The organism is Streptomyces sp. SID10853 (assembly GCF_010548145.1).
Taxonomy (GTDB): Bacteria; Actinomycetota; Actinomycetes; order Streptomycetales; family Streptomycetaceae; genus Streptomyces.
On sequence record NZ_JAAGLN010000099.1, the window covers coordinates 1 to 23195 of the forward strand.

9 protein-coding genes and 1 pseudogene are annotated in these 23195 nt (G+C 70.7%); all 10 read right to left on the bottom strand.

Annotated elements, in window-relative coordinates:
- Positions 1-455 (bottom strand): annotated as a pseudogene (locus tag G3I19_RS19580) (hypothetical protein); the annotation flags it as partial.
- A gap of 135 nt (positions 456-590) precedes the next feature.
- Positions 591-16562 carry an EndoU domain-containing protein gene (locus G3I19_RS19585; protein WP_164264951.1) on the bottom strand — a complete coding sequence of 5324 codons (15972 nt, stop codon included), beginning with the start codon at positions 16560-16562 and terminating at the stop codon, positions 591-593.
- A 13-nt stretch (positions 16563-16575) separates the two neighbouring features.
- Positions 16576-16902 carry a hypothetical protein gene (locus tag G3I19_RS19590; RefSeq protein WP_164264952.1) on the bottom strand — a complete coding sequence of 109 codons (327 nt, stop codon included), beginning with the start codon at positions 16900-16902 and terminating at the stop codon, positions 16576-16578.
- Positions 16895-17410, bottom strand: a complete 516-nt coding sequence (locus tag G3I19_RS36915; protein ID WP_203599780.1) for a YbaB/EbfC family nucleoid-associated protein — start codon at positions 17408-17410, stop codon at positions 16895-16897. Before G3I19_RS36915 ends, G3I19_RS19590 begins: the two co-directional genes overlap by 8 nt.
- The gene (locus tag G3I19_RS19600) at positions 17410-19494 is read right to left on the bottom strand and encodes a proline-rich domain-containing protein (RefSeq protein ID WP_164264953.1); all 2085 of its coding nucleotides are present in this window, start codon (positions 19492-19494) and stop codon (positions 17410-17412) included. The genes G3I19_RS36915 and G3I19_RS19600 overlap by 1 nt, the downstream gene beginning before the upstream one ends.
- Before the next feature lie 124 nt (positions 19495-19618).
- Entirely contained in the window at positions 19619-20050 is a 432-nt protein-coding gene (locus G3I19_RS19605; protein ID WP_164264954.1) for a hypothetical protein, read from the bottom strand.
- Between the two features lie 2 nt (positions 20051-20052).
- Positions 20053-20337, bottom strand: coding sequence for a WXG100 family type VII secretion target (locus G3I19_RS19610; RefSeq protein WP_164264955.1), 285 nt, complete (start codon positions 20335-20337; stop codon positions 20053-20055).
- Positions 20338-20414: 77 nt separating this feature from the next.
- Positions 20415-20765 carry a hypothetical protein gene (locus G3I19_RS19615; RefSeq protein WP_164264956.1) on the bottom strand — a complete coding sequence of 117 codons (351 nt, stop codon included), beginning with the start codon at positions 20763-20765 and terminating at the stop codon, positions 20415-20417.
- A gap of 107 nt (positions 20766-20872) precedes the next feature.
- Complete coding sequence (gene eccB, locus G3I19_RS19620) at positions 20873-22375, bottom strand: type VII secretion protein EccB (RefSeq protein ID WP_164264957.1); 1503 nt, start codon at positions 22373-22375, stop codon at positions 20873-20875.
- Between the two features lie 104 nt (positions 22376-22479).
- On the bottom strand, positions 22480-23195 hold a 716-nt coding region (eccD, locus tag G3I19_RS19625; RefSeq protein WP_164264958.1), incomplete at its 5' end, for a type VII secretion integral membrane protein EccD.

Genomic DNA, 23195 nt, shown 5'->3' on the forward strand with positions numbered 1-23195 from the left:
AGCGCGGGGCGCTTGCGCGGTGCGCCGGCGGTGTTCGTGGATGCGCCGGCGGTAGTGGCGGTGGCGGCCCGGCCCGGGGCGGCCCGGGAGGCTGTTGCGTCTGCTGCGTCCGCTCCCGATTCCGTGGCCGGTGCTGCCGCGGTCTGCTCCCCGGCGGGCTCCGCTGCCGGTGCCTCCGCTGCCGGTGCCTTCGCTGCCGGTGCCTCCGCGATCGGCTCCGCCGTGGTGGTCCCGCCCGCGCCTATGACTCCGCTGACGGCCGACGACGTGACGCGGCGGGGTGCGCCGGAGCCGGACTCGGTGACCGGGGGCTTCGCCGCGCCCTGCACCGCGCCGTCGGCCGAATGCTGCTCCGCCGGGCCATCGGCCGGCTCCGGCAGGGCCTCCGCGGTCTCCTCCGACGTCTCCGCGGCAGCGGACACCTCGCTGCCCGAATCGGGTTCCGTGCTCGCCATGGCCGCCTCGCCTCTCTGCTGTCGTACTGCCGTCGTACTGCTGTCGTGCTGCTGTCGGCTCTCGTGCTGCGGGTGTATCCGGGTGGATCCGTGCTTCGGTGTGGGTCGCCGGTGTGCGCGCCGCGCGTCGCCGCGTCAGTCGTCCGTGCCGGACAGCACGGAGATGATGTCCGTGGACAGTGTCACGGGCGGGCCGTCGTCCTCGAACACGCCCCCCTGGTACCACAGGTCCAGCAGCGCCAACTGGTCCTGGATCTCCCTGTCGCGCTTGGCCAGGGCCTCCACCACTTCCTGAGGGAGCGGCGCTCCCGACCGCTGGGTGAGTTCCGCGGTGACGAGCAGTTCGGCCTGGCCTGCCGCTTCGCGGCGCGGGTCGAAGTCCGGGGGCATCGTGTCGGCTTCGCCGTTCGTGTTGTCGTGCCAGTGCTCCACCAGCTCGCGCAGGCGCTGGTCGGGGAAGATGTCCAGGCCCAGGTGCGCGACCGTGGACCAGCGCATGAAGGAGCGGAACCTCTCCTGCGTGTCGGCGGCTTCGCTGCCGGGCAGTTCGTCAGCGATGGCGTCGAAGCGTGTGCGGTCGCGGGCGAGCCGTATGTCTTCCTGTCTGTCGCGGTAGTCCTGTCCCAGGGCCTCGGGTGGCAGGGCCTGCTGCCAGAAGGACGTGTCCTCACCCAGCTTGCCGACGTCCTGCGGGCGTACGCGGAGGGTGGTGGCCAGCCGTTCCAGATAGTTCGGGTGGACGCCCAGTTCATGGGCGTGCTCCGCCGTCTCATGCGGCACGGTGGGCAGTGGATTGGTGCGCGAGTTGTTGAGCAGGTGCCGGGCCCCGGCCAGGTCCATGGCGACCACGTCGGACAGCAGGCCCTGCTGGGTGTGCAGATACGACCCGAAGCGCCACCACTCGGATATCGGCGAACCGATTTCCGTCATCCGCCGTACGAACGCGCCGGCGGGCCCGGCCTCCAGACGGGCGGCCAGCCGGCCGAGCGCTTCGAGCGCCGGGCGGAGCGGGGCGGAACCCCGCAGGACGAGTTCGATACTGGTGAGATCGGCGGGGGCCAGCCCGAGGGCGTCGGCCGCCGCGGCCCTGCGGCCGGTCTGCAGGTCCGCGCCCGCGCCGCCCGCATGGATGGCCGCGTCCGGCGGCGGTACGGACAGCTGTCGGCTTCTGTGCTGGGCCAACAGCGCCTGCACGCCGGGTTCTTCGAGCATTCCGGCCGGGGTGTTGCGGTGCAGCGACGTCGTGACGTCCGACGTCCAGACCGGGTCCTGCTCGTGGTGCGGCTGCCCCTGCGGGCCCTGCCAGCCGGCCGGTGTCTGCGGTACCGGAGGCAGCACGGTGGCGACACCGGCCAGGAGGTTGTCGAGACCCGACTGCTGGGTGGTGTCGACCGTCATCAGGTCCGCCAGGAGGTCCAAGTCCGTGTTGTCCATCATGATCTGGAACAGCGCCGAGCGGCGCGAGAGCGCCACCGCCGGGTCGTCCACCGGCGACAGCTCGACGTCGAAGGTGACCCAGCTCAGTTCGCGGCGTCGGTACGGGTCGGGCCGGTTGAACGCGGCGGTCAGCTGTTCGCGCACCTCGGGCAGCTGCCGGTCGACCAGCCGCCCGCGCATGTCCGCGTCCAGAGAGGGATGTGTCAGGACCCGGGTGATGCGCATTCCCAGTGTGCCGTCCCCGTGGATCACCCGCTGAGCGTGGAACAGGGCCTGCCCGCCCCCCGGTTGAGGCAGGGAGAAAGGCACGGGAGGGGTGACAGCGAACGTCTCGGAGGGGCTCGGCCGCAGCGGGGGCTGGTAGGAGGAGGGCCGGACCCAGAGCTGCTCGCCGTCGCGGACGTGTCCGTGCATGCGTACGTCGTTGGACACGCCCTCCCAGAGGTAGCCGCCCTCCGGGACCTCCACCCATGAGCCGGAGGCGCGCGCGTTGCGGTGGGCCACGACGATCGCGCCCCAGAGGTGGTGCGTCGGCCAGGAGGGGGGGAAGAACAGATGGCCGGTGGACATCGAGCCGTCGGGGCCGAGCAGGGTCCCGTTCTCCCGGTCGCCGAGCCGTGGGGTGCCGTTCGGGTCCATGAACCAGACCGTGGCCCACCGGGTGCCGTTCGGGTGCGCCTCCCACAGCGGGTGGATCACGACGCCCTGTTCGTACTGTGGGCCGCCGGGCCCGGCGGGACCCGGCATCGCGTAGTGGACGCCCGTCCTGTCGCGCGTGGAGCCGTACGTGAGGAAGTGCAGCGTGCTCTCACCGATCGCGGCGTCGTCGGTGAACCCGGGCGGCGCTTCGAGATGCCTGAACGCGGCGGGCAGTTCGGGAGGGACCGGCTGTTCGAGGTGGAGGGGTGTCTCCAGATCGGTCTGGTCGGGGTGGGGCGCGAAGTCGGTGATGGTGCCTGTGCCGTCGACGGTGCCCTTGATCCGCACACCCTGGTAGTCGCCGGTGAAGTGGTAGTTGCCCGACTCGATTCCGCGGGCACGCGTGGTGGGCACGAGACGGCCGGCGGTCTGCTCGTGAAGACAGACCTGCCGGACGGCGTACAGCGCCTCTTCGAGGGTCCAGTGGTCGGGGAACACTGTGCGCACGCTGCCGTCGGGGTTGGTGCCCGCCCGGTAGGTGCCGTTGGGATTGCGCGCGCCGGTGGCCACGGGCCGGGGCCGGTCGGCGGCGCCGTGCGGGGCGAGCAGCCCGACGGCTCCGGTGCGGGGGTTGCCGCGCAGGACGCGCTCCCGTACGTCGAGCGGGATGTGCACGCCGGCCCGCGGCGCGTCCCGGAGCGCCGCTCCGATCGAGGTGCCCAGCACCATCAGGTCGCGGGGCATGATCCGCAGATACGGTGACCTGACGGACGGAAGCGGGAAGTTGTTGTCGGACGTGATCCGGCCGAAGAGCGGGTCGGCGTAGTTGGCGCCCATCAGCGCGTGCTCGTCGTAGACCGGCCAGGGCCTGTGCCCCGGCAGGGGATCCCGGTAGTAGTCCCAGAGGCCCATGAGGTGACCGATCTCGTGGGGCGGCATGTGCGACTGGGAATCGAGGGTGTCCATGGAGAGGCGCCAGTTCGCGCTGTGGCTGCGGCCGTTGCCGTCGCGGTCGAGGTCCAGCGCGATGGTGTGGTGGGCCCGGTCCGGGTCGTCGGTGAACTCGGCCCTCACCCGCAGCAGATCACCGTTCGGCAGCCGGTGGTCCGGGTCGTTGTAGTACTTCTTGATGCCGCGGGTCGCCATGTCCTTGGTGGCCTGGAGGAGTTCGGCGGTGACACCGTCCTTGGCGACCAGATGGATGCGTACGGTGATCTCCGCCCGGGTCTCACCGTTCGGCAGCTCGGTACGGCGGGCGCTGAACCGGCGTTGCCAGATGGGTCCCGTGTGGCCCGCGCTGTTCAGGTACGCGTCCGACGGCCGGGGGATCTCCACAGGTGGGGCCGGGACCGGGGCCGGGACCGGGACCGGGACGTCTACAGGTGGGGTCTGGGCCTCCGTCTGCGGGGCCGGGCTCTGCGGGAGGGCGGTGGGCGGGGACTGGTGGGGCGGCTGCGGTGCCGCGGGCGGCGTCACGGCCGGGCCGTCGTTCCGGGACACGCCTCCCACGTACCGCGCGTCCAGCTGCTTCAGCCGGGCCTTGATGCGTGCGTCGTGGCTCTCCAGGGCCTCTTCCCGGTCAGGGTCCAGGAGCGGCGCCGACGTGTCGGCCAGATGGAGCAGCCCGGCGTACCGCGCCCTCTCCTCGACCGGGTCGTAGTCAGCGGGTACATGGCCGGTGCCGTCATTCGTTTCCACCCGCCAGTGCTCCACCAGCTCGCGCAGACGCCGGTCGGTGAAGAGGTGCAGCCCCTCGCCGGCGACCTCGGACCAGTGCATGAAGGAGCGGTATCGCGCATCGGTGAGGCCGGGGGCGCTGCCCAGCAGTTCGTCGGCGACCGTGTCGAACCGGGCCCGGCTGCGGGCGAAGCGGGCATTCTCCAGCCTCTGATGGTTGTCGATCCAGTAGTTCCGCGCCAGGGCCTCGGGCGAGTGGGGCTGCTGCCGGAAGGTCTCGTACGTGCCCAGGCCGACGACGTCGTCCGGGTCCAGGTGGAGGGCGTCGGCCAACCGCTGCAGATAGTTCGGGTGCATGCCCAGCGTGGAGGCCAGGAACCGCGTGTCGTCAGGGACGCCCGGCAGCGGTTCGGCGCGCGAGTCCTCGTACAGCCTCTTGGCCCTGGCCGGATCCATGACGGCCACCTTGGACATCGTCTGCCCCTTGGTGTGCAGATACGACGAGAAGTGCCACCACTCGGAGAGCGGCACCCCGATATCGGTCATCTGCTTCACGAGCTCGCGCGTGGAGTTCCCGACGCCCATCCGGGCGGCCAGTTGCCTGAGTGACCTGAGGGCCGTGCGGAGGGGGACGGTCCCCCGCAGGGCCTCCTGGACGCTGGTGAGGTCCGCGGGCCGCAGTCCGAGTGCCCGGGCCGCCGCGGCCCTGCGGTGGGGGCTGATGGCCGTGTCCGGGCCCGTGTTCGTGAGCGGGCCCGGCGTGTTCTGGCCCCGGTGCTGGGCCAGCAGCTCCCGTACGCCAGGCTCGTCGAGTATCCCGGCCGGGGTGTTGCGGTGGACCGAAGTCGTCACGTCCGACTCCCAGACCGCCTTCAGGACGGGGTTCTGCGCTGCGTTACCGGCTTGCCGGCCCTGCCAGTCGGCCGGCCGGTCCGACAGCGGCGGCAGCAGGTCCGTGATGCCGTGCAGGAAGGCGTCCATGGCCGCTCCGTCGGCGGAGTCGACCGTCATCAGATCCGGCAGGAGGGGGCTCAGGTCCTCGTCGGACTGCCCGAGCCTGACCAGTTCGGAACCCTCCCCGAATTCCATCGCCGGATCGTCGGCCGGTGACAGCTCGATGTCGAAGGTGACCAGGCCCAGTTCACGACTTCCGGTGGGGGAGAGCTGATCGAAGCTGTTGGCCAACTGCTCACGTACGCCCGGCAGCAGATGGGCGAGGAGGTGTTCGCGGAACCCGTCTGCCAGCGGGGGATGCGGCAGGACTCGGGTGATGCGCAGCCCCAGGGTGCTGTCCTCGTGGATCACCCGCTGGACGCGGAACGGCGCCGGAGTGCCGTCCGGTGCGTTCAGGGAGATGTGCAGGGGAGCGGTGACCGCGAGCACGTCGGTGGACGTGGCGGAGAGCAGCGGCTGGTGCGTCGAGGGCCGGACCCACAGGTGCTCGCCGTCGCGGACGTGCCCGTGCATCCGTACGCCGTTGTGCACGCCCTCCCACAGATAGCCGCCCTCCGGGACGTCCACCCATGAACCGGCGGCGCGTGCGGCGCGGTGGGCTCCGGTCACCGCCTCCCGGAGATCGGACGGCGACCAGTGGTAGGGGAAGAGGAGATGACCGGTGGCCGTCACACCGTCGTCGGTGAACACGGTCCCGTTCCCCCGGTCGCTGCGCTGCCATTCGAGCGGCGGCGGGGCGCCGTTGGCTGCGGCCTGTGCCGTCCGCCCCCGCAGATTCGGGTCCCTGAACAGGACCGTGGCCCACTGGGTGCCGTTCGGATGGGCGGGCCACAGCGGTTCGATGAAGGCGCCGTGGCTGCCCTGCGCGACGGCCCCGGTGTCATTCGGCAGCGTGTAGTGGACGCCGGTTCCGGCGGAGGCGGAGCCGAAGGTCAGGAAGCGCTGTACGGCGTCCCCGTAGGCGGGGTCGTCGGACGGACCGCGGGGCGGTGGCGGCTCCAGGTGGGTGGGCGGCCGCAGGCCGCTCTGGTCGGGGTGGGGTGCGAAGTCGGTGATGGTGCCGGTGGCGTCGGCGGTGCCGGTGATACGTACGCCCTGGTAGACGCCGTCGAATGTCCTGCGCCCGGAACGCACCGGGCGTCCGTGGCGTTCGGACCGTACGGTGTCGGTGGTGAGGCTGCCGGTCCTGATGTGGTCGAGGTAGACCTGGCGGACGGCGTGCAGGACTTCGTCGGGGCTCCAGTGGTCGGGGAACATGGTCTGCTCGCTGCCGTCCGGGCGTCTGCCCGCTGGGTAGGTGCCGTTGGGATGGAGCGGCCCGGTGGCTTCGGGGCGGAGACGTCCGGAGGGGCCGCGGGGGGCGAGCAGCCCGGTGGTGCCGGTGCGGGGGTTGCCGCGCAGGACCCGTTCCCGTACGTCGAGCGGGATGTGCGCCCTGGTCCCGGCGTGCGGGACCTCGCCCGTGCCGGGGGTGTGCGCCCAGGCGTGGTCGATCGCGGTGGAGAGCAGCAGCAGGTCACGGGGCATGACCCGCAGCGACGGCGAGAGGCGCCCGGCGCCGGCCTGGTGATCCATGCTGAACTGCACGAGACCCGCGTCGTCGACGCCGAAGCCGGACATCAGTGAGTGGTCGTCGTGCACCGGCCGGAGCGGCACGTCCTCCCTCGACTCGCGGTACTGGTCCTGGAAGCCCAGGAGGTGGCCGGTCTCGTGCGCGATGACGTACGACTTGTCGACGGCATCCTCGCCGCTCTCCGTGACGTACCAGGTGGCGCTGTCGTCCCGGCCGTCCCTGTCCGGGTCGGAGTGCAGCTCCACCGTGTGGTGCGCCTGCGCGGGATCACCGACGAACTCCACCCTCACTCGCAGCAGATCCCCGTTGGGGAGGCGGTGCTTCGGGGCGTTGAAGTACGTATTGATGCCGCGCTCCGCCATGTCCCTGGCGTGTGTGACGTGGTTCTCGGTGGCGCCCGGCTGGAGATCCAGATGGATGCGCACGGTGACGTCGGAGCGCACACTGCCGTCGCTGAGCAGGACGCGTTCCACGGCGAACCCGCGCTCCGCGACGGACGCGGCGGCCCCGCCCATGGTCATGGTCAGGTCACTGGGGGGCCGGATCTCGGCCGTGCCCAGCGAACGGACCTCGGTGACCGGCTGGGGGCGGGGCGCCGGGGGGAGTTCGGCGACCGAGTAGTCGGCGGTGGGCGTGGGAGCGGGCGCGGTGGGCGTGGGGGCGGGGCTGTGCGGGCGGGCCGGTGCCGGGGATCCGTGCGCGCTGGTGTGCCGCGTCGTCAGCAGAGGCGCGTTCGGCGAACTGTTCGGGATGCCGGACGACTGGGTGCGCGGACGGGGAGCGGCCGGCTCCGTCGTCCCGTCGAAGTGCGAACCGTTCCGCTGGAGGTGTACGGAGAACGGCGCACCGGTACCCGGCGGCGGCCGGAACCTGTCCGTCCTGCCGGGGCCTCCGCCGGAGCTTCCGCCGGGACCTCGGCCTGGATTCCCGCCGGACGGCGCGGTGTGCACGGTGATGTCCACCCCGAACGTCCCGGCCAGCAGCGGCAGGAAGCTCCTCGACCAGGGGGAGTCCCCGCTGTGCTCCCAGGCGGCGACGGCCGACGTGACCTCCTTGAACAGGAGGTTCTGGGCCCGGTGCGCGGCGCGCGGGTTGCCCCGGGTGAACTCCGGGACCAGATCGGGGAGCAGTTCGGCGAGCCCCTGCGGGCCCAGGTCCCGCACATGGGCGTGTACGGCCTCCTTCATGCCGAGCACCAGCGTGTGCAGATCCTGGTGGTGCTCGACGCCGGACGCGGCGGATGCGGCGGCGCGCAGCCGACCGGGGGAGCCGACCAGGTCCCGCAGTCTCGGCCCGATGTGGGGGAGCTTCGGCCTGACCGCCTCGGGGGCGCTGACCAGGAGTGAAGTGAGCTGCGCATAGCCGTCGTCCGGCACCTTGAGCACCGGGCGGGGTGTACCGGGCTCGGATCCGTCTTCGGATCCCTCGTCGGACACGGAGCGGGTGCCGTCGTCGGTGTCGGTGTCCGCGTCGTCGTCGGACGGCGGATCCTGCGGCGGCCTCAGGTCCCTGGTCCGGTCCACATGCCGGTAGTGGCCGTCCTTCAGCAGCAGTTCGACACCGTCGGCGCCCTCGCCGCCCGTGGCCTCGCTCCCGTCGGGCATGAACGTATGACGCCTGCCGTCCACCAGCACCGTCACCGGCACCCCGAACAGCCGGGCGGCCAGCGGCGGGTAGAGGTCACCGGCGCTGTACTCGGCCGCGGTCTTCTCGTCGGCGGGCCGTTCCGTCTGCGATGCGGCGAGAGCGGTCCGCTGCTCCGGGGGCAGGACCGCACGGTGGTTCTCGCTCGGGGCGCCCGCCGAGTGCGGAATCCACTTGCCTTCCCTGTACTCCCGGCTCTGGGCGTCCGTGCCGTCCACCAGGCTCCCCAGCCCGGCCGCGCGGACCTCCTCCTCCTCGAACGTGTCGGTGAGGTCCGGGTGGGTGTAATCGGCCAGCGGGCTGTTCCCGCTCTCGCGGAGGGTCCTGCCGAACAGGGTGCGCAGCTCGCCCGCGACCCCCGACAGGTCGTGGCCGGCCGGCACGGTGATGCCCTGCTGCTCCAGCAGGTCCGGGTCGATCCGGACCAGGTGTTCCGCGAGGGAGTGGAAGAAGCCGTTGCCGTCGTGCGAGACCGGGCCGACCGGGTGGATCCGCCCGGACGCCAGGTCCTCCAGACCGGTGATCTCACCCTGCTCGTCCGTGGACTCGGTGTACTCGGCCGGGTGTTCCGGCTTCTCCACGCCGTGGTCGTGCTCCACGGACGCGTCGTAGGCCCGCACGTCGGGCTCCGTCGCGGAGCGCTCGCTCTCCGGGAGCCGGTACCAGTCGTTGAGGGCGTCGGCTGCCGACCGCAGCGCGTGGTACTGCTCGCCCGCGGCCTTCAGCTTCTGCTCCAGCGCGTCCAGCTCGGGCCGGACCGTCTCCCGTACCGATTCCAGCTCGGCCCGCGCCGCGCGCAGCGCCCGTTCCGCGGCCTGCCGTGCCTCGGGAGTGGCCGCCGAGTCCCGCCGGTGCTGGGCGTCCCGCACCGCGAACGCCAGGTCGGTCAGCGGGCGGTACGCGTTCCAGTACGCGTCGTGGTTCGCCTTCCACGCGTTCCACCCCTTGGCTGTGTCGTCCCACTGCCTGGACAGTTTCGCGGGGTGGTTCTGCGGGGTGATGAGCCCCAGGCCACGGGCCACGTCCTCGCGGATCCAGGCGAGCACCGCGGTGTCCGTCTCACCGGCCTGGACGCCCGGCGGGTCGTAGCCGTTCCAGGTCGTACCGCGGGTCACCAGCCGGCCGGCCGAGCTGTCCTTGACATGGCGGTGCACCCCGGCGACGGCCAGCCACTTCGTGGGTACGGAGAAGAGGAACGCCCGACCGGTGTTCGGCTTCATATTGATCTTGGCGGCGGTCGCCTCGTTGAACTTGAACTCCTCCGACGAGCCGACGCCTGGTGCGATGAGCGGGGTGACCTGGTAGGTCGTCTTGTACGAGTCGGCCCCGATGGCGTCACCGCCCAGCCCGCTGTTCCCGCTGCCGGACCGCCCGTCGGCCACGTCGAAGCTCTCGCCCGTGCCGGTGCCGTACTCCATCCGTACGTCCGCCGTCGCCAGGAGCTCGGCCCCCGACAGGTCGAAGGCGGGGTGGAGCTGCAGGGTGCCGGTGGCACCGCCGAAGAACGTGGTCTCGGTCAGGCCGAGCGGACGGTAGCCCTGCTCGCCCAGCGCGGAGCCGTCGATGAGTGCACCGGTCAGGGAGAGCTCGTTGGTGCCGGCCGTCAGCGTGTCGCCGCTGCCCTTGCCGGGGGAGAGCAGGCTGACGTTCGCGGCCTTGGCACGGGCCTCGGCCAGCCCGTCACCGGTGAGCTGCCCCTGGGTCTCGGCCCCCTTGCCCGCGTGACCACCGTTCAGGCTCACGTCCCCGGCCTTCGCCAGGGTGATGTGGGCCAGATCCACGACGTTCGCCGAGCCCAGCACGCGGGTGAAGTGCACTCCGTTGCCGGGGACCAGCTGGGCCGGGCGGTTGCTGCCGGACCGGTGATCCGCGATGCGTGTACGGACCCGGTCCGGCGTCGTGGTCCTCGAAGGCCACACGTGCACGGCGGCGGGCGGCGGTGTGTGGACATCGCCCTCGCGCTCACCGCCCGGCCTGAGCAGCGCCAGCGGCTCCTGGCTCTTGGCGCTGCCCGCGGGCCAGGTCTGTTCCAGTACGACCGCGCCCTTCTTGTCCAGGACCGTGACCACGACGTCGTACGAGGTCGAGACGGTGGCGATGGGGCCTGGGATGACCGTCGTCTGCGACACCGTGTCCGAACCGGAGCCGGTCTGGCCGCCGTTCTTCCCTCCTGAGCCACCGGTGTTCCCCACCGGGCCGCCCAGCGAACCGTTCGGCCCGGTGACGCGTTCCGCGGCGTTCGCGGAGATACCGCGGGAGCGGGTGACGGCCCGCGACGCGCTGGTGTTCGTGGTGACGGACTGGCCGCTCTCCACATCGCCGAAGCCGAAGTCCTCGACCGTCCGTCTGCCGGGTACCTGCTTCACCGTGACCCGGTATTCCTTGCCCCCGAGCGGGAGGCTGTCGGTGAAACCGCGCCAGGGCGCGCGGCCCCGGTACTGCTGCGGAATGCCCGACTCGATCATGGCCTGCCCGTGCCGCTCCGACAGCAGGGTCCTGACCGACTCCAGGCTGTTGCGGGTGAACCGCAGACCGCGCAGGGTCTGCATCAACTGCGCCCGGTTCGTGTGCTCCTGGCTCGGTGCCGACACCGGGACGACCCCGAGGGGGCTCTCCTTGAACCACGCGTGGTGCGACCAGATCCCGGCCCCTTCGGCGAGAGCGGCCACCTTCGGGATGCCGGTGTCGAACAGATTCAGCGCGTGAGCCGCCTGTTCCGAGACCAGCCCGCGCCAGGCGTTCGCCTTGTTCACCAGCTGCCCGGTCCACGCGGGGAGCTTCGAGCGGAACGGGGTGAGGACACCGAGCTTGTCGCCCGACATCTCGAAGCGGTACTCCGCGTCCGCGGTGACCGGGACCCAACGGCCGTTCTCCGGTACGACGTTGACCGACCGGCTGGTGGTGCGGCCGCCGCCCTTCGAGGTCATGCTGGAGCGCTGGTACGGGGTGAATCCGAAGCCGTAACGCGTCGTGGTGGGCACCGGCGTGTCCTGTGCGGGGAAGTGCCCCGCCGTCAGGTCGAACGACAGCACCCAGCCCTTGCCGTCGCCGCCGGAGACCGCCAGGTCCAGGCTCTTGTTCTGCTCCGGCTTGAGGTCGACGGGACCGCTCACGGCGGTCGGGTTCCCACGCCGCCCGACGAGGCGTATGCCGCCCGTCGCCCCGTACAGGAAACCGGGGGCGCGCAGGTCGTCGAGGTGCTTGCCCATCGGGGAGAACACCTGGTCGGCGTCGGACGTCAGCGCCGTCGAGCCGAAGGCGTTCCTCATCCGCTGGTGCTGGCTGGTCCCCGGGGTCGTCAGCGACCACTCACCGCGGGTCGCCCGGTCCGCGACCAGGGGGCCCGCCGCCAGGATGTGCTCGTCCGTCGGCACGAAGAGGGTGACGACCGGGATGTTCCTGAGCGAGTCGCCGCGCTGCCACTCCGACGGCGCCCACAGATCATCGGCCAGGTCATCGGTGCCGGTCAGCGGCTCCGATGTGGTCGGGCGCCCGGAGGCGTACGGATTGGCCGCGCCCTCCGCGTGCGGGTCGAGCTTCGGCATGTGCTGCTCCGAGAGATGGAGCTGCACGCTGAACTCGCCGAGTGTGGCGCCGGGGCCGCCCACGGTGGCCGGTTCGTGGATCTTGCGGCCCGCCCGGCCGAACGTGACGGCCTGGAACGGGGTGTGCCACTGGTGCGCGCCGACCAGTTCGGCCCTGAACCGGCCGGTCGCCCGGAAGGAGTGCACTCCGGCCGGGCTGGCCGTCGCGTCCTCACGGCCGGCCGTCGCCATGGTGCCGTTGCTCCGGTTGTGCTGGCGGGTCGCGCCCGCCCTGGCCCCCAGCACGCCGATGTGGTCCGGCGTACCGGTAAGGAACGTCTCGTCCGAGCGCAGCTCGACGGTGCCGCCCGCCTGGACGCCGAAGGTGCGCGTGGTGCTGTGGGCATTTCCCACCCGCTGGCCGGCGTTGTTGACCTGGCGGGTCATCCCGTCGCGGTCGGTGCCCCGGTAGACCGGCCGGTCGAGATCGGCCTTCAGGTTCAGTTCGAAGAAGCGCTGCTTGGTCAGGTTGGTGCCGAACAGCTTGACGGACAGTCCGTCGTGGGCGAGTTCGTTGAGCGTCGTCGACAGGTTCCGTTCGTCGAACTTGGCCATGATGATGCGGGTGTTCTGCTCCGCACGCCTGCGCTCGCCGCTGATGGCCTGGGTGAACTTGGTCCAGCGACCGCGCAGATTGGCCCGGTCCGTTCCCGGGCGCGGGGTGACCAGCACCGAATCGCCGTGTGTCGTGCTGATCCAGTCGAGCACCCGGTCGATGAGCACGTTGGGGGAGGCCGGGTCCCCGTCGTGGGCGTCGCCGATGACGAGGTCGGTGGCCCTGGTGTGCGTGAGGTCGTAGTCGCCGTCGCGCCAGTGCGCGGGCAGCGGCGGCTCGCTGCCCTCCGGGCGGGTGTGGATGTCGGGGTCCCAGCCCGCCCGCTCGCGCGCCTCGCGCACCGGCAGCCGTACGAGGCTCCAGGTGTCGAAGGTCTCCGTGCGGCCGTCGAAGGTGACGGGGACCTTCAGCTCCTGGAGGTAGAGGGCCGTCGGACTCCCCTTGACCCGCCCGGTGATCTTGCGGCCCACGCTGCCGCCCTGGAGCGTGACCTCGCTGGAGTCATGGCTGTACTGGAGGGTCAGCCCGAGCTGCATGAAGATGTGCGGCGCGTGCTCGGTCGGGATCGCGAACCGCGAACCGCCGAAGAAGGCCACCACATAACGCCGGTTGTCCTGGACCAGGATCTCGCTCTTCACGGTGATGGCATCCGTGATGCGCAGCTCCGCGTCGTCCACGACCTCGATCAGATGGTGCTCACCGGATTGCGCCCTGCCCACGTGGAAGCTGCCGGCCGATGTGCCGTTGCGCCGGCGTACGTCGAGCGGCGGCAGCGGCCCACGGGCCATCTCGTCGGACCTGCCGTGGAAGTGGTCCGTGCTGAAGTAGTCGCTGAGCTGCTTGTGCTTGTACCCGCCCGGCTTGGCCCCGACCCGCTGGACCGCCCAGTCGAAGATGCCCTTCACCGGTCCGAAGCCCTCGGTGCTCGGGGAGCCCAGCGGCGAGCCGGGCGGCGGGGTGAAGTGGCGCGGGACACGCAGCTCCGTCTCCTTGGGCACGGCGGAGCCCTGGGAGACCCGGGTCGTCATCCCGTTCCTGACGCCCGTACCGAAGGACTCGATGCCCGCGTGCTCATGGAACTCGACCTGGTAGTAGACGTCCTGCCGGAAGAGCTCGGTGCCGCCCGTCGTACGGGTCTCACGCTGGTACGTACGCTGGTCGTGGCCGCCGACGACATGCTTCTGGTTGTGGCCGGCGCCCCCGCGGATCTCCACCAGCACCCGGGTGGCGGACGGCAGGGCCCCGGTGGAGAGCGCCACTTGAGCACTGGTGCCCCGGGACGTGCCGGTGTTGGTACCGGTCTGCTGCTGGAACTGCTGTGAGGTGTCCAGCTTGTGCGGGTCGCGGGCGTTGGGGTCGGGCCGGTCCGGGTCGTCGCTCTTCAGGTCGGGGTGGTGGGTCCACGCGTCGGCGTACGGGATGGCCTTGACGGTCATCACGGTCCGCTTGGCCCTGGTGAGGCTCACCTTGAGGGAGTGGGGGACGCTGTGCCTGATCACGAAGCGGTGGCCGTCGCCGAGGAACGAGCCGGGATTCCTGGCCAGCGCGTCGTCGATCTGCCCGATCACGGACGAGTCGGCACGCTCGCGGCCGAGCCTGCCGCTGAGCCGGCCGTACAGAATGCTGCCGATGCTCTCGCCGTTGGCCGGCTGGTGCAGCTCGGTGCGGCCGTGGCCCGCGGTGGAGCCGGTGGGGAGCGTCTCCCGGGCGGCGGGATTCTTGACGTACTGACTCACGTCGTGCTGCCAGAGAGGAGGGCGGGGGCTTCCCTCCGGGACCTGCTTGGGGCCCTGCTCGGGCGGCGTCAGGGCGGGGTCGTGTGCGGGGGCGTCGCCCGGGTTCTGCTGGTCGGCCTCCTGGTCGGTCTGCTGGTGCTGGTCAGACTGCAGTTGGTGTCCGGTCTGCTGGTGCTGGTCCGACTGCTCGTGTTGTCCGGTCTGCTGGTGCTGCACGGATTGCTGGTGCTGCACGGTGGGGACGAGGGCGTCGTGGGGCAGCGGCTCCACCGGGGATGCCGTATCCGTGACCGCCTCGGTGATCTCGTCCACCGTGTCCGTGTGGGTGACCGGTTCCGTGGTCTGCGTGAGCGACGCGTCGAACTGGCTGGGCAGGGGCTCCGCCGATGTCGTCGGACGCGGCAGCGGCTTCAGTTCGATGCCGCTGCCTCCGGCGTTGTCCGGCAGCGGCGGAGACTGGTTCGGGCGCGGCCGCACGGGCGGCACGGGCTGCGCCTGGGGCGTGTTGACCGTCGGTGACTGCGAGGGCGACGACAGGTTCGGCGGGGTGGCCGATGCCGGGGTGACCGGGGGTACGGAAGGATTCGACGCGGCCTGCGCGACGTCCGTGTGCTGCGTAGTGTCCGTGTGCTGCGCGACGCTCGTGTGCTGCGTGGTGTCCGTGTGCTGCGTGTGGTCGGTGGTCCGGAGCGTCGTGTCCGACGAGGTCGTCGCCACGGGCTTCACCGGTACCACCGGGTCGTGGGACGTGACCGTCTGACCGCCGTACAGCGACTCCGTGTCGCTCTGGCTGTCGGTGTGGCTCTCGTGGTCGTCGTCGCTCAGGTCGAAATAGTCGGGGTCGTCCTCGACATCGAGATGGTCGAGGCCGTCGTCCTGGTTCCTGTCCAGACCCGGATCCAGGTCCAGGTTCTTGCCCAGCCCCTTGTCGAAGCCGCCGTCGAGCCCCGACAGGTCGAAGTGGTGGGACATGGCATGCACGACGGGATGGACGAGGTAGACGTGTCCCGCGTGGCTCAGTCCGCCGGTCAGCATGCCCGCGACGAACGTGTCCCACGACGTGGAGAAGCCGTCCTGGTAGATCAGGTTGTAGAAGCCCTCACCGAGGTTCTGGCCGATGGACTCGACGAGCAGCCCACTGCCCACCTCGCCCAGCCGGAAGCGTTTGTTGCCCTGGTATCCCGCGTGCATCAGGGCCTGGGGCATGTCGTCGGCGAGCGCCTTCAGCGCGGTCTTGTCGACCTTGCCGCTCAGCTCCTTGGTGAGTTCCTTGCTGAGCGCTTCCGCGGCGCCCTTGGCCGGGCCCGACCAGTGCTCGGTGACGGTCTTGGCCCAGGTCTTCCCGACCTGACGGGCCTCCTCCTTCGTCAGCCCGTTGAAGGGGGTTTTGGCGAACTCCTTGCCCATGTTCCTGATGAAGTTCTCGCTCGCGCCCTTGGCGAACTCCTTGCCCCCGACCTTGGTGAAGCCCTTGGTGAGGTTGAGGTCGTGGTCGGCGAGGATCTTGGCCACGTTCTTGGCCAGGTCGCCCGCGCCCTTGCCCCCGGCCTTCTCCAGGGTCTTGAAGGCCGTGTTCAGTTCCTTGGTGAGGATCTTCGAAAGGCCCGTGCCGATCTTGTTGCCCAGCCACTTGCCGAGCCCCGGGGCGAGCAGGCTGAGCGGACCGGTGACCAGGCCCTGGATGGCGCCGAACTTGACCGCGTCCAGCAGCAGCTTGTTGTCGAAGCTGTCCCGGTGGCCCTCTCCCATCTGGACCAGCTGGATGATCCGGTCCATCGCTATGCCCATGCCGACACCGAGCGCGACGTGCTGGGCGATCCTCTTGATCAGCTCCTTGATCAGCGCCTTGAGGAACAGCCGGGTGAAGAGGGTGCGCCAGCTCAGTTCCGACATCAGGGCCTCGCCGAGGCCGGGCACCCACGAGAACGCCATGGCGTACATGAACTCGGCCAGCAGCTCGATGAGCTGGGCGAGCATCATCCACTTCGTGTACTCGGCCTGGTTCGCGGTGTCCCGGGCGGCCTTCGCCATGGTCTGTGACTGTTCGGCCGCCGCGTCGAGGAACGAGTCGTCGCCGCCCGCGATGACCTGGCCCAACTGGAGGAAGGCGTTGGCCGCGTCGCCCTCGAAGTTGTTCTGGATGCTCTGGAGCAACAGCACGAGCTGGTCGTCGAGCTGTTTGTAGTCCTCGCCCACGGAGTCGTAGAGATCCGCCGCGTGCCGCAGCTCGTCCTCGTTGGCCTGTGGCCACTTCATGCCGGTGAGGGCATGCATCACCCACTCGACCGCGGGATCGGGGGTCAGCATCCGCGCGGCCCCATCATGTGGCGTCGCTCTGCCAGCTGTTCGCGAGGTCCTTGGCCTCGTCCTCGACCCGGTCGAACAGGCCCATCACGTCGGATCCCGTGTACCCGACCTGGTCGACCAGGGTCTTGAGCATGGTCAGCAGGTCGCGGAGATGGGTCATACCGGGGTCGATGGTCTCGTGGTACTGCTTGGCGATGTCGTCGTCCTTGCCGCCGCCATCGATATTGATCTTGTCGATCTGGTCCAGGTAGTCGCCGATCTGCTTGATCAGCGTCCCGATCTGCGGGTACTGCGCGAACTGCTGCTTGAGCTGGTCGATGGTGGTGATCTGCTCAGCCATCGGCGGTACCGCCCTTCCCCTTGGCCGCGGGGTTCTGGCCGGCGCCCCTGCCCGGGCCGTTCCCGCCCGCGCCCCGGCCCGCGCTGCCGCTGCCGCCCGGTGCGGAGCCGCCGGCGCCCGCGGGTCCGGCCCACATGTCGCGCAACGGGCCCATCAGATCGTCCAGTTCACTGCCGCCGGTCATCGACTTGCGCAGCGCGGCGCCCGCACCACGGAACGGCGACGCGGTCTCGCGTACCTTCTGCCCCGCCTGCTCCCTGGCCTGCCCGATGACCTCGACCAGCGCGGCCCCCAGCTCGGCCGGGGCCATGTCGCGGTAGCCGTCCGTATGGAACTTGATCTCCCGTACGTCTCCCTGGGCGCCCGCGACGACCGTCACCATCCTGTCCTTCGACTGCACGGTGACGGTGTACTCGGCCAGCTCGCGCTGGGCCGCGATGAGGGAGTCGCGGTGCTCCCGGAGCTTGCCCATCATCTCGTCGAGCTGGGACTGGAATCCGGAATCCATCAGCCGATCACTCCTGGTGCAGCTTGCTGGGACGTACCCCAGGTCTCCTCGTCCTCCGCGAGCCAGGTGCGGCGCTCGCGGTCCCGCCCGCCGCCGCCCCCGCCGCCTCCGCCGCCCCCCATGGGCGGCATCATCGGCTGGCCGTTGGACGACGTGCGGTTCATCGCCGATGACTCCCTGACCGCGGTCTCGGCGGCGAGATCGGGCTCAGCGCCGGACGAGGTGCGCGTCCGGACGCGGTCGGATATCGCGGTGGAGGGCTCGCCGGTGGTCCGGCTGCCGGGGAACTTCTCGGCGGCCCGGGGCGGCGGCTCCTCCAGGTTCAGCTTGTTCCTGCCGCCGCCCCCGGTCCCGTACCCGTTGCCGCTGGTCTCGGTACGGGCCTGACCGCGGACGTGGGAGAGGGCCTGTTGGTAAGCCTTCTCCTGCTCGACCTCCTGGGCCTCCTGCGCCTTCCGCTGCTTCAGCTGCTTCTCCTGCAGTTCCTGCTGGTCCCTCAGCTGCTGCTGCTGGTTGGACTTCTGCTGTTTCAGCTGCTGTTGCTGTAGTTCCTGCTGTTCCTTCAGCTGCTGCTTGCTGGTGCTGCCGCTGTTGCCGGTCGCGTAGCTGTTGCTGCCGATGTGGGAGTTCGGCGGCGCCACGACGGGCTTCTTGTCGGCGCCCAGCAGCAGCTTGCCGTCGGGCCCGGTGATCGTGCCGTCCTTGTTGATGTGGGACCCGGGCGGGATCTGGGTCTCGTTGCCCTTCGCGTCCTTGATCGCCTGGTTGTTCTTGTCGAGCAGCGTGTTGTTCGCGCCGGTGTTGTCGCCGCCGGTCTGCGGCGGGCCGTCCGTCTTCGACTGCGGCGGCGGGGGCGGGACATTGGATTCGGTCTTCGGCGGCCCGTCGACCTTCGAGGTCGGGGGCGGCGGAGCCTGCGTCGTGTCGTCGCCGCCGCCGGGAGGCGCGTCGGTGTCGTTGCCGGGCGGGGGTACGTCGGTGTCGTTGCCGCCGGGCGGCGGCGGTACGTCCGTGTCGTTACCGGGCGGTGGCGGGGCGTCGGTGTCGTTGCCGGGTGGCTTCGGCGCGTTGAGATCGCGGTACGGCGGCATGGTGATGGCCGTCGGCGGGATCACGTCGATCGCGGCCTGGTAGGCGGTCTGCACGTAACCCATCTGCGGCTTGGCGACGGTGTCGAGCGAGTCCGCCACCCCCTTCAGCCAGGCGTCCTTCGACTTCTGCTCCAGCGTGGACCAGAAGTCCGGCTTCGTCGGATCCCCGAGACCCGGCACATCGAGAAAGGGGTCACCGGCCGCGTCGAACTGGAGTGTGGCGGTGGCGAGCGCACCGAAGAACGTGTCGTGGACATGCGTGGCGGGCCAGGCGCCCGGGGCGTTGCGGTAGGCGTCGGCCGCGTTGACCAGTGCGAGCATCGCCTCGTGGATCTTGACCCGCGCACTGTCGATGAGAGTCGGGATGTCCCCGTAGCTCATCACCTCCTGGTGGAGGTAGGCCACCTGCTGCTGCACGGCCACGAGGACCCGCTTGAAGGCTCCGGCCGCCGTGCCCTGCATCTCGGAGTCCGGCACGTTGATGTCCTTGACCCAGGACTTGATGTCGTTCTCGACGAAGTCCATGTGGTTGAGGACGTTGCGCAGCATCATCGCGCCGTCGTCGAAACTGCCCACGCTGACCGACGAGTTGCCGATGAGGGTGTTCAACGGCGGGCCGATGATGGCCCAGGGTTCGTGGATGAACTTGGACAGCGCGGTGTCCGGGCCGTTCTCCCCGGCTTCGGGCGTCAGGCTGAACCCGATCTGGTACGTGTAGTCCGTGGTGGTAGGCCCGCCGCTCCCCGTGGTGGTGGGCTGCACGTAGCTGGTCCTGCTCCAGCCCTGCGACCAGCCGTAGTCATAGCCGCCGGGATTGCCGGCATCGCGATGCGACGTTGGATTGACCACGTGGTCGGCCTTGAACCAGGGGTCCTTGGTCACATCCGTGCGGTTGGTCACCTTGGCCAGATCGCCGTCCTTGGGGGCGACGAACGCGAGTGCCTCCTCCCACTTCCGGTCGGGGAACGAGTCCTCCGGCTTCGGGTCGGCCATGGTGGATTCCTTACGGTGCGATGCAGACGGTCGAGCGGTCCGGAGGCCGGGCGGTGGCGACGCCGGCCGGGCCGGCACCGCCCGGGCGCTGACGCCGGGCGGTGCCGGTGGCGGGGTACTGGAGTTACGTGGGAGGGGCGGTCGTGGACGTGCCGCCGAACGCCTTGAGCGCGCTCGCCAGCTCCATGTTCATCTGCGCGGCCGTCAGGGCGGCTTCGTCCTCGCTGTTCTGGAGGATGGTGTCGACGGTCGCCATGTCGATCGAGAGGGTGTTGAAACCGTTCCCCAGCGCGTCCAGCTGCGTCTTGAAGCTGGAGCAGAGCTGGGTGAACATCTTGTGCAGCGTCGCGTCGGCCCCCAGGGTGCCCGAGCCCGCGAGGAGCCCCTTGTGGACGCCGGACTCCGTCGCGTATTCGCCCAGCGTCGCGTAGTCGGGGCCCGTCTGGAGCAGGTCCCGGAGCCCGAGGACCTTGGTGCGGGCCTCGCCCTTGAGCCAGCCCTCGGTCACCTTGAAGGTGCCGGTGCCCTCATCGTCGTCGCCTTCGTCCTTGGCCATGGTCAGAACATCCCGGAGCCGCGCTTGTCACCCGCGACCTGGCCGTCGACCATTTCCTTCAGGGACTGCGCACCCATGCCGAACTGCGAGTTCATCGTCTCGATGGCGGCGTTGGCCTGGTTCTGGAAGTCCGTGTACACCGTCGCGGTCTGACCCGAGAAGGACGCCTTGAGGGGGCCGAGCTGGCTGAGCAGTTCGGTGAGCGCGTTCACCATGTCCGTGTTGGCCTTGACCATGTCGTCGATGGCCGCGTTGGCGCGCTGGACTTCGAGTGTGACGTCCGCCATGTCCGGTCGTCCTTTCGGGAGGTGGGGAGGGAGGGGAGGCAGTGCTGTACGCGATCCGGCCGGGGAGCAGCCGGAGATCAGCCGGAGAGTGCCTGGTAGTAGCCGCTGCCGCCGCCGTCCCACGCGCTCGCGTACTGGGAGGCGTCCATCTCACTGGTGTTGTGGATGGAGTCGGCCGCCACCAGCGAGGCGTGCAGGGCGTCGACCTTGCCCTTGACGTCGTTGTACGCCTGCATCCACTGCTGGAGCTTGCTGCTGAAGATGCTGGACGAGTCGGCGACGTAGGCCATGCGCACGTCGTCGTGGATCGCCGACACCGTCGCGCCCGCGCGGGCCATGGTGGCCACGTGGTTCTCCAGAGCCGCGCGGGCCTTGTCGACGTCCACTTGCTGCCGGTTGAACAGTCCAGGCGTGCTGCTGTCACCCATGGTCGGCCTCATTCAATCAGGATTCGGACATGTGTCGCCACGATACTCATCAGAGTGCTCAACTGACCCTGCTGGAACAATATTTGATCTTCACTTGAGCTTTGGCTTCAATTGTTGACGCATCGTTCATTGGATTGTTTCCCCGCGCCTGAGGCGCTTTCGCTTCCGGCGCCTTTAGCGGCGGATTGGCCGGTCCGTACGATTCCGCCCCGCGCCAGCGCCTGCGGATCGAGGGCGGGCCCGGCCGGGAGCAGGTCCAGCAGCGGCGCGGGCAGCCGTACGGCGTCGCCCGCCGGGTAGCCGAGCTGCTTGAGGGCGTCGTCGTCCGGCACCGGGTACGCGGCGCCCGCGTCGGTGACCAGATAGCGGGTGGAGCCGGTCCCGGCCGTCGAGTGGGCCGTCACCAGGGCGCCCGCGCCCGGCCGCACCCAGATCCGGTCCGCCGTCAGGCACCCGGCCTGGACGCCCGGTTCGGCGTCGGGTGCCCCGCCCGGCACCTGCGCGGCGGCGACCAGCGCCACTGTCGTGGTGTGCCCGGAGCCACTGGAAGCGACCCGCGCGCACACGTCCTGACCTGCGGTGGCCGACACCACGTGCGGTGCGGTGGCGGGCAGGTCGGCGGCGAGCGAGGCACCGGCGGACGCCGGGACCTGATGGGCGGCCAGGTCGGCAGGGCCCACCGGCCGTTCACGTACCGCTCCGCCGCCGTACGCCTGCGCCTGGGTGCGCGGGTCGCCGAGCAGCAGCCGGTGCAGGGTGTCGGTCAGCGGTACGAGGCCGTCCTCGCGCAGCAGATAGTGCTGGCCGCCGTCGGCGGTGAACAGCTGGCCGGTCCGGCTCGCCGCCCCTTCGATCCGCGGCCCCGCCCCGCCCCGGCCCGGCACCTCGGGGGCGGCCAGGTCGGGTCCGGCGGCGAGCGAGGCGAGGAAGGCGTCCCCGACCGGGTACGGGGCGGTGCCCGCCCAGCCGAGCGCCGCGGCCCCGCCGTGCTTCGTGTCGACCGCGAACCTCCGCCCCTGCCAGAGGATCTGGACCCCGCCACTGGGTGAGGACACCAGCACGCCGTCGTGCGCGCCCAGCCCCTCGCCGCCCGGCTCCGCGCCGATCACCACGGAGGTGACCGTGCCGGTGCCACCGGTTCCGGTGTCCTTGCGGCCCGCGCACACCGACCAGGTGCCCCGGTCGAGCGCGCCCTTCGGCAGCCCGTCTGGCGCGCCCACGATGCCGAGCGGTGTCCCGCGCGGGGTGTCCCCGAGCGAGGCCGCGGCGACCTGCTGGACGGTCATCCTGTCCCCGGCCAGCAGCCGCGCCGACGCCTCGTTCAGTACGGGATGCAGCGTGCCGCCGACGTAGACGTAACGGGCCCCCGAGTCCTTCACCACCACGAGCGCCCCGTCGGTGCGCCAGGACGTCGCGCCGCCGGGCGATATCAGCCCGTACAACGTCGTGACCAGCGCGGCGAGAGCGGCCGCCAGCAGGCCCCACATGATGCCGCGCCAGGTACGGGCGGTCGGGGTCTCCTGTGCGTCCGGCTCGGCGCGCTGCATACCGGAGGAGAGCCTGCCCATGATGAACATATGGGCCTGGACCTGGTCACGCCTGGACTGCATGCACGTTCCTCACTGGGCTCACCACGGGCTGGGCTCACTACGGGCTGGGCTCACCACGGGCTGGACTCACTACGGGTTTCACGGATCTCGTCGCCGGCGGGCCGTCAGCCCCAGATGCCGCGCAGCGTGCCGAACACCCCGGCCAGCAGCAGCGCGAGCGGCAGCAGCACGAGTGCGGCCAGGCTGTGCAGGATGTCGGCCGCACGCCCCCAGTACGGCACCAGCCTGCGGCCGGGCACCGTCCAGGCGGCGATCATCGCGGCCGCCGCCGCGACCGTCAGGACACCGGTGACCTCCAGCCGGCCCGGCAGCCCGGTGCCGACCGCTTCCGTGCAGGCCACGAGGGCCAGCGCGTACGCACCCGGCACCGCCAGGAGCAGCCGCTGCCAGGCACCGCCGACGGTCCGGGTGTGCAGGAGCAGCAGTACACCGAGCGCCACCCCGAGGACCGGCGCGGGCCAGCCGTCCGATGCGGGACCGGTGAGCAGCGCCGTCACACAGCCCGCCAGGACCAGCCCGAGCGCCGCTGAGCAGCCGGTGGCGTACGCGTCGGCCAGCCGGGCGCGCACCCGGACCCGTTCGGCCTCGAAGGGCTCGATGCCCTCCTGGAGTTCGCCGGCGCTGGACGGCAGCGGCGGCAGCCGCAGCCCCGCGAGCCTGAAGGCCAGACCCGGTACGAAACTGCCGGTGGCGATCGCGCCCACGGCCAGATATCCGGCCGTGTGCGACAGCGGCACACCGGCCGCGCAGACCATGCCGCCGACCGCGGTGAACAGGGCGACGGTGAAGGCGCCGAGGAACAGCGGAGCGAACGCGCCGA